9 protein-coding genes are annotated in these 12,240 nt (G+C 65.3%); 4 read left to right on the forward strand and 5 right to left on the reverse strand.

Going from position 1 to position 12,240, the window contains the following annotated elements; genetic code table 11:
* Positions 1 to 218: 218 nt before the first annotated feature.
* Positions 219 to 1,229: a 3-isopropylmalate dehydrogenase gene (locus A5766_RS06995; RefSeq protein WP_005205221.1), complete on the reverse strand. Its 1,011-nt coding sequence runs from the start codon at positions 1,227 to 1,229 to the stop codon at positions 219 to 221.
* Positions 1,226 to 2,821, reverse strand: a complete 1,596-nt coding sequence (gene serA, locus A5766_RS07000; protein WP_064904018.1) for a phosphoglycerate dehydrogenase — start codon at positions 2,819 to 2,821, stop codon at positions 1,226 to 1,228. The genes A5766_RS06995 and serA overlap by 4 nt, the downstream gene beginning before the upstream one ends.
* A 348-nt stretch (positions 2,822 to 3,169) precedes the next feature.
* On the opposite strand from serA, the gene A5766_RS07005 reads away from it, so the two are divergent.
* Positions 3,170 to 3,832, forward strand: coding sequence for a trypsin-like peptidase domain-containing protein (locus tag A5766_RS07005; RefSeq protein ID WP_064864568.1), 663 nt, complete (start codon positions 3,170 to 3,172; stop codon positions 3,830 to 3,832).
* Positions 3,833 to 4,021: 189 nt separating this feature from the next.
* Here the strand turns inward: A5766_RS07005 and ilvC are convergent, their stop codons facing one another.
* From ilvC to A5766_RS07020, 3 genes are all read right to left on the reverse strand, one after another.
* Positions 4,022 to 5,035, reverse strand: a complete 1,014-nt coding sequence (gene ilvC, locus A5766_RS07010; RefSeq protein WP_005205225.1) for a ketol-acid reductoisomerase — start codon at positions 5,033 to 5,035, stop codon at positions 4,022 to 4,024.
* Positions 5,036 to 5,133: 98 nt separating this feature from the next.
* Complete coding sequence (ilvN, locus tag A5766_RS07015; protein WP_005205228.1) at positions 5,134 to 5,634, reverse strand: acetolactate synthase small subunit; 501 nt, start codon at positions 5,632 to 5,634, stop codon at positions 5,134 to 5,136.
* The gene (locus A5766_RS07020; RefSeq protein ID WP_064904020.1) at positions 5,631 to 7,601 is read right to left on the reverse strand and encodes an acetolactate synthase large subunit; all 1,971 of its coding nucleotides are present in this window, start codon (positions 7,599 to 7,601) and stop codon (positions 5,631 to 5,633) included. The genes ilvN and A5766_RS07020 overlap by 4 nt, the downstream gene beginning before the upstream one ends.
* A 336-nt stretch (positions 7,602 to 7,937) precedes the next feature.
* On the opposite strand from A5766_RS07020, the gene A5766_RS07025 reads away from it, so the two are divergent.
* The 3 genes from A5766_RS07025 (at position 7,938) to ilvD (ending at position 12,048) form a co-directional block, all read left to right on the forward strand.
* Entirely contained in the window at positions 7,938 to 8,447 is a 510-nt protein-coding gene (locus tag A5766_RS07025) for a PH domain-containing protein (RefSeq protein WP_005205231.1), read from the forward strand.
* Between the two features lie 84 nt (positions 8,448 to 8,531).
* Positions 8,532 to 9,875 (forward strand): magnesium transporter, encoded by a 1,344-nt coding sequence (mgtE, locus tag A5766_RS07030; RefSeq protein WP_005205232.1) that lies wholly within the window; start codon positions 8,532 to 8,534, stop codon positions 9,873 to 9,875.
* A gap of 328 nt (positions 9,876 to 10,203) precedes the next feature.
* Positions 10,204 to 12,048: a dihydroxy-acid dehydratase gene (ilvD, locus tag A5766_RS07035; RefSeq protein ID WP_039855265.1), complete on the forward strand. Its 1,845-nt coding sequence runs from the start codon at positions 10,204 to 10,206 to the stop codon at positions 12,046 to 12,048.
* The last annotated feature ends 192 nt before the right edge of the window (positions 12,049 to 12,240 follow it).

Here is a 12,240-nt window from a genome sequence, read left to right on the forward strand (position 1 = left end):
AAATAGAACAACTCGCGTCGCGCGGCCGGTCTGTCACGCGCCGCACTCGCAGAAAGTTGCGCCCCGTGGGTCGCTCGCATGTACCGGTACGTTCCGACGCCCCGAGGGACGCGGCTTTCTGCGGGCACGGCCCTGCGGCTCACGTGCAGTGCGTCAGTGCCCTCACAAACGACTCGGGCCGGAACCCGATGGTTCCGGCCCGAGAAGAGGACAACTGATCAGAGACGATCCAGGATGCGCTTGCCGATCTCGCCGGTCGACAGCGTCGCGCCGTCGCGGTCGAGAAGATCGTCGGCGACGGCCTTTTCGACGCGGCGCGCTTCGTCGGCGTATCCGAGGTGATCGAGCAGGAGCGCCACCGACAGGATGGCCGCGGTCGGGTCGGCCTTCTGCTGCCCGGCGATGTCGGGGGCGCTGCCGTGCACCGGCTCGAACATCGAGGGGTTGGTGCCCGTGGCGTCGATGTTGCCCGAGGCCGCCAGGCCGATGCCGCCGCTGACCGCTGCCGCGATGTCGGTGATGATGTCGCCGAACAGGTTGTCGGTGACGATCACGTCGAACCGACCCGGATCGGTCACCAGGTAGATCGTCGCGGCGTCGACGTGGCAGTAGTCGACGCTCACGTCGGGATACTCCGCGGCAACGGCGTTGACGGTGCGGCTCCACAACGATCCAGCGAAGGTCAGCACGTTGGTCTTGTGGACCAACGTCAGATGCTTACGACGGTTGGTCGCACGCTCGAAGGCGTTGCGCACCACTCGCTCCACCCCGTAGCGGGTGTTGACGCTGACCTCGGTCGCGACCTCGTGCGGGGTGTCGACGCGGACCGCTCCCCCGTTGCCGGTGTACGGACCCTCCGTGCCCTCACGGACCACGACGAAGTCGATGTCGGGATCGCCCGCCAGCGGCGACGTCACGCCCGGGAAGCGATGCGACGGCCGCAGATTGACGTGATGGTCGAGCGCGAACCGCATCTTGAGCAGCAGTCCGCGTTCGAGCACACCCGAGGGCACCGACGGATCGCCGATGGCGCCGAGCAGGATTGCGTCGTGCTCACGAAGCGACGCCAGATCATCGTCGGTGAGCAGTTCTCCGTTGCGGTGGTAGCGACGAGCACCGAGGTCATACTCGGTGACGTCCACCTCGGGCACGAGCGTCGTCAAGACGCCAAGCGCCTCGGAGATGACCTCGGGGCCGATGCCGTCTCCGGCGATGACAGCGAGTTTCATAACAGATCCACCTGCTCGATCAGGGTCGCGTCAACAGCCTCGGAGATCTCGGTGACCACGGCGTCGTCGACGTTCTTGCTCACGCGCAGCATCATGGTCGCGCCGCCACCGTCGGTGTCCTGCGAGAGCGCCGCGGCGAGAATGTCGATGCCCGCGTTGCCGAGCAACGTACCGATCTTGCCCAGCGAACCCGGCTGGTCGACGTAGCTGACGAGCAGGTTGAGTCCCTCGGCCCGCAGGTCGAAGTTGCGGCCGTTGATGTTGACGATCTTCTCGACCTGACGAGGCTCGGTGATCGCACCCGACACGTTGTGCACCGAACCATCGGCGTAGACGGCCTTGACGTCGACGACGCTGCGATGGCTGGGGCTCTCGGTGTTGGTCACGACTTCGCTGGTCACACCGCGCTCGGCGGCGACCGTCGGCGCGTTGACGAACGTCACCGGTTCGTCGAGCGCGGCCGAGAAGAGTCCGCGGAGCGCAGACAGTGCGAGAACGTCGACGTTGCTCGACGCGAGCTCACCACGAACGTCGACGACGATCGACGACGGCAATTCGCTGCTCAGCGCACCGATCAGCACGCCGAGCTTGCGCGACATCTCCAGCCACGGCGCGACCTCTTCGTCGACGGCTCCACCGGTGATGTTGACGGCATCGGGAACGAAGTGGCCCGCAAGCGCGAGACGCACGCTCTTGGCGACGTCGGTGCCCGCGCGGTCCTGCGCCTCACTGGTCGACGCACCGAGGTGCGGCGTGACGACGACCTGCGGCAGCTCGAACAGCGGCGAGTCGGTGCACGGTTCGGTGGCGAAGACGTCGAGGCCTGCAGCGCGCACCTGGCCCGAGGTGATCGCGTCGGCGAGAGCCTGCTCGTCGACGAGTCCACCGCGAGCGGCGTTGACGATGATGACGCCCTTCTTGGTGCGTGCGAGCTGGTCGGCGCCGATCAACCCGAGGGTCTCCGGGGTCTTCGGCAGGTGCACGGTCACGAAGTCGGCACGCTCGAGCAGTTCGTCGAGGCTGACCAATTCGATACCCAGCTGCGCCGCGCGGGCGGGCGAGACGTAGGGGTCGTAGGCGATGACGTGTGTCTCGAACGCGGCGAGACGCGCGGCAACGAGCTGTCCGATACGACCGAGCCCGACGACGCCGACCGTCTTGTCGAAGATCTCGACACCATTGAAGGACGACCGCTTCCAGGTGTGCTCGCGCAGCGTGGCGTCGGCGGCGGGGATCTGACGTGCGGCCGAGAGCAGCAGCGAGACGGCGTGCTCGGCGGCGGTGTGGATGTTGGAGGTGGGAGCGTTGACCACCATCACGCCGCGTGCGGTCGCGGCAGGTACGTCGACGTTGTCGAGACCCACGCCTGCGCGGGCGATGATCTTGAGGTTCTTGCCCGCCTCGAGCACTTCCTCGTCGACGGTGGTGGCGGACCGCACGAGGATTGCGTCCGCATCGACCACTGCCTCGAGGAGCTTGGGACGGTCAGGGCCATCGACCCACCGCACCTCGACGCCATCGCCGAGCGCTTCCACGGTCGAGGGGGCCAGTTTGTCGGCGATCAGGACGACCGGACTGCCAGCTGAGGTCACAGTGAATTCTCCGTAGATCGGTTACACAGGAATCGGGACGCCGAAGACGTGTCGAAATATCGAAGGACGTAATCGAAGCGCCAGGGACGTACGGCACTCAGCTTAGAGGGACGTCCGACGCGCCTGAACAGCCGGTCTGCGTCGTCGAAGCTCTTACTCAGGAAACACCTGTACATTGTGATCGTCATTACGCGGCCGACGATTCCAATATCGGACACGTCATCACAGACAGGTTGCAAAGCAACCGCATCTGGATTCCAGGTGCAGCTCGTCTTGGCCGCCGACCGTTACGGTGTGCAAGACCCGCCGCTCAGGCGGGACCGGTGTTAACAAGAGTGGAGCATGTGAATGATGAGGAAGCTGACAGCAATGCTGGCTGTTCTCGCCGCAGTATTGCTGGCTGGCTGGGGGGCCGGTAGCGCCACTGCTGCCCCGGCAAAGATCTATCTCGGCGGAGGGTCGGGAATCCTGGTCCTCAAGGGTGGCAACAGCGCAGCCGCCTGCACCCTCACCACGATCGGCAACGCCAAGACCGGTGAGCTGATCGGTATCACCGCAGGCCACTGCGGCAAGCCCGGCCAGAAGGTGCTCTCCGAGACATTCCAGAGTCGTGGCCAGGCAGGCACCATCACCTACTCGGATCCCAAAGAAGACGTCGCGATCATCGAGTTCGACAAGAGCCGCGTCGTGCCGCTGCGGACCGTGAACGGTGTGACGATCAACCGCATCGACACCAAGCCCCTCGGCTTCCCCACCGTCGCGTGCAAGCAGGGTCGCACCACCGGCAACACCTGCGGCATCTCGTGGTTCTCCGACGGTGACGTGCACTTCTCCCAGATCTGCGTCATCGAAGGCGATTCGGGTAGCCCCGTGGTCGTCGGCGACCGGCTCGTCGGCATGGTCAACGCGTACTACTTCGTCGGCTGCATCGGACCGGAGACCGGAACCAACATCGGCCCCGTGCTCGACTACGTGAAATCGACCAGGTACAAGGGTTTCTCGCTGATCTGATCGACTGACAAGACAACCGACGCAACACCCCGAGGCAACCACTTCGCCTCGGGGTGTTGCGTTTTCGCGTGTCCGGGTTCAGTCGACGCCGAGTGCGACCGCCGAGCGCGACCCGCCGTGGCGCGCCGGTAAAACGACACCGGCCCGACTCCCTGACGGGAACCGGGCCGGTGCTGAGTCCTTTGAGTATCAGGCGGTTTCGGTGATCGGACGATCCACCCAGCTCATCAGGTCGCGCAGCTTCTTGCCGGTGACCTCGATCGGGTGCTCGGCGTTCTTCTTACGCAGATCCTCGAGCTCCTTGTTGCCGCCCTCGACGTTGGCGACGAGGCGCTTGACGAAGGTGCCGTCCTGGATGTCGGAGAGGATGGCGCGCATGCGGTCCTTGGTATCGGCGTCGATGACACGCGGGCCCGACAGGTAGCCACCGAACTCCGCGGTGTCGGACACCGAGTAGTTCATGCGGGCGATGCCACCCTCGTAGATCAGGTCGACGATGAGCTTGAGCTCGTGCAGCACCTCGAAGTAGGCCATCTCGGGTGCGTAGCCCGCCTCGACCATGACCTCGAAGCCGGTCTTGATCAGTTCCTCGGTGCCACCGCAGAGCACGGCCTGCTCACCGAAGAGGTCGGTCTCGGTCTCTTCCTTGAAGGTCGTCTTGATGACGCCGGCGCGGCCACCACCGATAGCCGATGCATACGACAGTGCAAGCGCCTGTCCCTCACCCTTGGGGTCCTGGTCGACGGCGATCAGGGCGGGAACGCCCTTGCCGTCGACGAACTGACGACGCACGAGGTGACCGGGACCCTTCGGGGCGACCATCGCGACGGTGACGTTCTCCGGAGCCTTGATCAGGCCGAAGTGGATGTTGAGGCCGTGGCCGAAGAACAGCGCGTCGCCGTCCTTGAGGTTCGGCTCGATGTCCTCGGTGAAGATCTTGGCCTGCGAGGTGTCGGGAGCGAGCAGCATGATGACGTCGGCCCACTTGGCGGCCTCGGCGTTCGACATGACCTTGAGGCCCTGCTCTTCCGCCTTCTCACGCGACTTGGAGCCCTCACGCAGGCCGATCGCGACGTCGACGCCGGAGTCGCGCAGCGACAGCGAGTGCGCGTGGCCCTGGCTGCCGTAGCCGATCACAGCAACCTTGCGGCCCTGGATGATCGACAGATCGGCATCGTCGTCATAGAACAATTCGATCGCCACAGTTGGATTCCCTTCGATATCTACTTGTGCCCCAGTCGAAGTGGTCTTGCGGCCGGGGCTCGTATGTTGTCTTACGACAGGTTGTTTTCTTCAGAACGTCAGCGGTTGGCCGACATGCTCTTGGGTCCTCGACCCAGTGTGACCGCACCGGACTGGGCGATCTCGCGGATGCCGTACGGATCGAGCATCCGCAGCAGGGCCTCCAGTTTTTCCGACGTTCCGGTCGCCTCGATGGTCAACGACTCGGGCGAGACGTCGATCACCTTGGCGCGGAACAGATTCACGACCTCGATGACCTCGCTGCGCACCGAAGCGTCGGAGCGCACCTTGACCATCATCAGTTCGCGGGACACCGACGACGCCGGGTCCTGCTCGACGATCTTGATCACATTGATCAGCTTGTTGAGCTGCTTGGTGACCTGCTCGAGTGGGAAGTCCTCGACGGAGACCATGATGGTCATTCGCGAGACACCCTTCATCTCGGTCGGGCCGACAGCGAGCGACTCGATGTTGAATCCGCGGCGCGAGAAGAGCGACGACACGCGCGCGAGAACACCGGGCAGGTCCTCGACCAGAACGCTCAGGGTATGAGTACTCACTTCCGACCCTCCTGGCCGAGATTGGTCTGCTGGTTGACGATTTCGTGGATCTCGGCGACGTCTTCGGCGGCCGACTCGTCGTCGTCGAAGAGCGGCCGGATGTCGCGGGCGGCCATGATCTCGTCGTTGCCGGTACCCGCTGCGACCATCGGCCAGACCTGGGCGTCGGCGCCGACGATGAAGTCGATGACGACCGGGCGGTCGTTGATCTCACGCGCCTGGGCGATCACGTCGTCGACGTCGGCTTCGTTCTCGACACGGAATGCCGCGCAGCCCAACGCTTCCGCGAGCTTGACGAAGTCGGGGATGCGCCGCGAGTGGGTCGAGAGGTCGGTGTTGGAGTAGCGCTCCTCGTAGAAGAGCGTCTGCCACTGACGGACCATGCCGAGGTTGCCGTTGTTGATCAGCGCCACCTTGATCGGGATGCCCTCGATCGCGCAGGTGGCCAGCTCCTGGTTGGTCATCTGGAAACAACCGTCACCGTCGATGGCCCACACCTCGGCGTCGGGATCGGCCATCTTGGCGCCCATCGCCGCGGGAACGGCGTAGCCCATCGTGCCGAGACCACCCGAGTTCAGCCACGTACGCGGCTTCTCGTAGGAGATGAACTGTGCGGCCCACATCTGGTGCTGGCCGACGCCCGCGCAGTACACGGCGTCGGGGCCCGCGAGCTGCCCGACGCGCGAGATGACGAACTCCGGCGACATCGAACCGTCGGCGGGACGGTCGTAGCTCACCGGGTAGGTGCGGCGGATGCGGTCGAGGTAGGCCCACCACTCGGTGAGATCCTGCGACGTGTCGCTGGTGGCACGCTCGTTGCGCAGCGTCTCGATCAGATCGGAGATGACAGCCTTGCAGTCGCCGACGATCGGGACATCGGCGACGCGGTTCTTGCCGATCTCAGCGGGATCGATGTCGGCGTGGATCACCTTCGCGTCGGGCGCGAACGACGCCAACTGTCCGGTGACACGGTCGTCGAAGCGCGCGCCGAGAGTGATCAACAGATCCGAACGCTGCAGTGCCGCAACGGCTCCCACGGTGCCGTGCATGCCGGGCATGCCGAGGTGCTGCTGGTGCGAATCCGGGAACGCTCCGCGAGCCATCAGGGTGGTGACGACGGGGATGCCGGTCAGCTCGGCAAGTTCGAGCAACTCCGGCGATGCGTTGGCCTTGATGACACCGCCACCGACGTAGAGCACGGGGTGCTTCGCGGCGTTGATCAGTCGAGCTGCCTCACGAACCTGCTTGCCGTGCGGCTTGGTCACCGGACGGTAGCCGGGCAGATCGATCTGCGGCGGCCACGAGAAGGTGGTCTGCGCCTGCAGGATGTCCTTGGGGATGTCGACGAGAACCGCACCGGGACGGCCGCTTTCGGCGATGTGGAACGCCTCGGCGATGATCCGGGGGATGTCGATGGCGTTGCTCACCAGGAAGTTGTGCTTGGTGACCGGCATCGTGATGCCGGAGATATCGGCCTCCTGGAACGCATCGGTGCCGATAAGTGCCCGGCCGACCTGGCCGGTGATCGCCACGACGGGGACCGAGTCCATCTGCGCGTCGGCCAGCGGCGTGACGAGGTTGGTCGCACCGGGACCCGACGTCGCCATCATGACTCCGGCGCGACCGGTGACCTGTGCATAGCCGGTGGCAGCGTGACCAGCACCCTGCTCATGACGAACGAGAACGTGCCGCACCTTCTGCGAGTCGAGAAGCGGGTCGTAGACCGGCAGAACAGCGCCGCCGGGAATACCGAAAACCACCTCGACGCCGAGCTCCTCGAGCGATCGAACCACCGACTGCGCACCGCTGACCCGCTCGGGTGCGACGGTGTTCTGCGGCACGGCGCGGAGCGTGCCCGCCGCCGGTGATTGTTCGCGCAGCACGTTGGCTGCGGTGCCATTACTCTTGGCTGCGGGCTCGGTTGTGGCATCGGCCCCGCTGGCGGCGCGTGCTGTTGGTGCGCTCACTGCACGGTCCTCACATCTTCTGTTCGGCGTCCTGCGACGGACTGGGATTCGATTGACTTGTGATTGCGCATGGAGATCGGTTCACCATGTCGTTGACAACAAAAAACCCCCGACAGCAAGGCTGTTCGAGGGTGGCGCGTCGATGCTGGTTGGGTCTACGAAGTGACCGATCAGGCGACGACGCGCCGGCCGATTACTACGAGAAGATCCTTGTGCATCACGTTGTTCACGGTAGGGCTGTGCACATCACTGAGTCAAACTACGGACACCTGAGTCCCACATCGTGGGAAAGCACTGCGTGGACGGGCCGTCTGGCGAGGATGACACAATGGGGTCGTGCCTTCGTCTGACCAGCCGACTTCCAGCGACCTCCCCGACGACGTCCCCCCGAGCGAGGACCTGTCTCGCGAGGATCACCTGTCACACGAGGACTCCTCGGCAGAGGATGCGGTCGAGTTGCCACAGGCTTTCCGGGTACAGAAGCTGGCCTATTTCGCGGTGCCAGCGGCGTTCATCGTCGCGATCATCCTGGCGGGCACGTCACTGGTGTGGCTCGGCTGGACACTGATCATCCCGATCCTGCTCGCCCTGTGGATCGCTCGAATCCGGACTGTCGTCACCGAGGACGGGATCACCGCGGTCGGCACGTTCCGCACCAGGCGCATCGCGTGGTCGGACATTGCGGGTCTGCAGTTCTCCAAGTGGGGACCCGTCCGGGCAGTGCTGTCCGACGGCTCGAAGGTCCGATTGCCTGCGTTGATGTTCCGCGACCTGCCACTGCTGTCCGCCGCGAGTCGCGGCCGAATCCCCGATCCATACGCCGCCGCGGCCGCAGCAGAATCCTGACGCCCGAGATCCTGATGCGCAGAATCGTGCCCAGCAGTCATCGTCAACCCGCCCGAACCCGGCCGTCGCGTTAAGGTTCTTCAGGTGGCAAGCCCCACCGTTTCCGCCCACGACATCGACGACCTCATCGACGCGGGCGAGCTGGCCCAGACGTCGGCATACCTTTCGACCCTTCCCCACCACGACGTCGCCGCCATTCTGGACAGACTCCCCCGCAAGCACAGCGGTATCGCGTTTCGGCTGCTACCCAAGGACGTAGCCGTCGACGTCTTCGACGACCTCAGCCCGCGGTCGCAGCGCCACCTGATCGACGACCTCGGCACCACTGCGGTCGCCGAGGCGTTCGACAATCTCGATCCCGACGACCGCGCCGAACTGCTCGACGAATTGCCCGCGGCCGTCGCCAACACGTTGATCGCAGACCTGACACCCGAAGAACGTGATGCCACCGGCGTCGTCCTCGGCTATCCGCGCGGTTCGGTCGGCAGGCGGATGAGCCCCGAAATCGTCCATGCCTACGTCGACGAACCGGTCGCCGCGGCTCTCGCGCGTGTGAAAGAGCGCGGCGCCGAGGTCGAGACGATCTACACCATCCCGGTGATCAACCACCATCGCGTCCTCGAGGGTGTGGTGAGCTTGCGCGATCTCCTGCTCGCCGAGCCCGAGACCCCGGTCGGCGATCTCATGCGCAAACCCGTCGCTGCTGCCGCCGACGACGACGCGGAGTCGACTGCGCAACGCTGCGTCGACCGCGGCATCCTCGCCATGCCCGTCGTCGACAGCGAGAACAGGGTCGTCGGGGTGCTGACTCTCGACGACGCCGTCGAAGTCATCGAGCAGGCCCGAGACGTCGACGAGGCGCGTGCCGGCGCAAGCGAGCCGCTCGACGAGCCGTATCTGCTCGCCTCGGTCTTCTCCATCACCCGATCACGGATCGTGTGGCTCTTCGTCCTTGCCATCTCGGCGATCCTCACCGTCAACGTCCTCGAGATCTTCGAGGCGACGCTCGACGAGATGGTGGCGCTTGCGCTGTTCATCCCCCTTCTGACCGGCATCGGCGGCAATACCGGTTCGCAAGCCGCGGTGACGGTCACCCGAGCACTCGCCGTCAACGACGTCGCACCTCGGGATGTGGCCCGGGTGGTCGGCAAGGAGTTCCGAGTGGGACTGACACTCGGCGTCAGCCTCGGGCTCGTCGGATTCGTCGTCGCGGGCCTGGTCTACGACTTCCGCATCGGCACGGTCATCGGCGTGACCATCGTGTCGATCTGCACCATGGCCGCGACGGTCGGCGGGCTCATGCCGCTGATCGCCAAGTCGATCAAAGTCGACCCCGCAGTGTTCTCCACTCCGTTCATCTCGACCTTCTGCGACGCAACCGGCCTCCTGCTCTACTTCATGATCGCCAAATCGGTGTTGGGTATCTGAGTCGCGGTACATGCACCGCCGGGCGGCCGACGCGCGCGGGCCGTCGGCCGAGATCTGTTTTGTTCCCGCACGTCAGCGGGGAGTACCGTTGATGAGCGAACCCGCTTCGCCACGCCCATCGGAGTGACGACGCGAGTTGGCTCAGCCCAGTCGAACCCGGTGCGGACCCGCCGAGGTGTCAGGCCAGACGAACGTTTCCGACGCACACGAAAACGGTGAGCGAATATTCGCGTCTGGTGTGGCGTTGAGACATCCACAGCGCCGTAGTCGGCGCATCGCGAGTCCACACGGTCCGCCTCGCGCGGACACCGAACGATCGAGGAATCCCATGCCAGCCCTGAGGTCGCGAACCACCACCGTCGGACGAGAAGCAGCCGGAGCCCGCTCACTGTGGCGTGCCACCGGCATGACCGATGACGATTTCGGCAAGCCGATTGTCGCCATCGCGAACTCGTACACACAGTTCGTGCCGGGCCATGTGCACCTCAAGAACGTCGGCGAGATCGTGGCCGACGCTGTTCGCGCCGCGGGCGGCGTTCCCCGCGAGTTCCACACGATCGCCGTCGACGACGGCATCGCGATGGGTCACGGCGGCATGCTCTACTCGCTGCCGAGCCGCGAGATCATCTCCGACTCCGTCGAATACATGGTCAACGCCCACACCGCCGACGCGCTGGTGTGTATCTCGAACTGCGACAAGATCACTCCCGGCATGCTCAACGCCGCGATGCGCCTGAACATCCCGACCGTCTTCGTCTCGGGTGGCCCGATGGAGGCTGGCAAGGCCGTGATCGTCGACGGTGTCGCGCAGGCGCCCACCGACCTCATCACCGCGATCTCGGCGTCGGCGAACAACGACGTCGACGACGCGGGCCTCACCGAGGTCGAGCGGTCGGCCTGCCCGACATGCGGCTCGTGCTCCGGCATGTTCACCGCCAACTCCATGAACTGCCTGACCGAGGCACTGGGTCTGTCGCTGCCGGGCAACGGCTCGACGCTGGCCACACACGCCGCGCGCTACGACCTGTTCAGTCGCGCGGGCACCACCGTCGTCGAGGCTGCTCTTCGCTACTACCGCGACGACGACGACTCGGTGCTCCCGCGCAGCATCGCGACCACGACGGCCTTCCGCAACGCGATGGCACTCGACGTCGCGATGGGCGGCTCGACCAATACCGTGTTGCACATCCTCGCCGCCGCGCAGGAGGGCGAGGTCGCCGACTTCGATCTCGACGTCATCGACGAGATCAGCCGCAACGTGCCGTGTCTGTCGAAGGTCGCACCCAACTCCGACTACCACATGGAAGACGTCCACCGCGCCGGTGGCATCCCCGCCATCCTCGGTGAATTGCGTCGTGGCGGACTGATCGACGACACCGTCTCCACGGTGCACTCGAAGACCATGGCCGACGCCCTCGACGACTGGGACATCCGCGGCGGCAAGGCCACCGACGCCGCGATCGAACTGTTCCACGCCGCGCCAGGTGGCGTGCGGACCGTCGAACCGTTCTCGACGAAGAACCGGTGGAGTTCACTCGACACCGACGAAGAGGGCGGCTGCATCCGCGACGTCGAGCATGCGTACACCGCAGAGGGCGGATTGTGTGTGCTGCAGGGCAACCTGGCCGAAGACGGAGCCGTGCTCAAGACCGCGGGCATCAGCGAAGACCTCTGGCATTTCCAGGGTCCCGCGCGCGTCGTCGAAAGCCAGGAGGAGGCCGTGCAGGTCATCCTGTCCAAGACGATCCAGGCAGGCGAGGTGCTCGTCGTGCGCTATGAGGGCCCGTCCGGCGGCCCGGGCATGCAGGAGATGCTGCACCCGACCGCCTTCATGAAGGGCACCGGCATGGGCAAGAAGTGCGGGCTCATCACCGACGGCCGGTTCTCCGGTGGCTCGTCGGGTCTGTCGGTCGGCCACATCTCCCCCGAGGCCGCCGCGGGTGGTGTCATCGGTCTGATCGAAGACGGCGACCCGATCCTCATCGACGTCAAGACTCGCGCGTTGAAGGTGCTCGTCGACGACGACGTGCTCGCCGAGCGTCGCGCCAAGATGGAGGCCTCCGAGCGTCCGTGGCAGCCCAAGGACCGCCAGCGCACGGTGACGACTGCGCTGCGCGCCTACGCCAAGCTGGCCACCTCCGCTGACAAGGGCGCTGTTCGCCGAGTCGACTGAGAGTCTGGGCGTCTGAGCGTCCGGCGTACAACTCCAACAAGAAGGGCCCGACCAACGGCGGTTTCAAGGGGTCGGCGCAACACTGCTGTTAGTTGGTGGTGATTAGATCACGCAAACGCTCGGCTGGGGTATCCCAGCCGAGCGTTTTGCGTGGACGGCCGTTGAGTTCCTGCGCGACGTGCTCAAGATCGG

The sequence above is a fragment of the Gordonia sp. 852002-51296_SCH5728562-b genome, assembly GCF_001665475.1.
Classification (GTDB): domain Bacteria; phylum Actinomycetota; class Actinomycetes; order Mycobacteriales; family Mycobacteriaceae; genus Gordonia; species Gordonia sputi.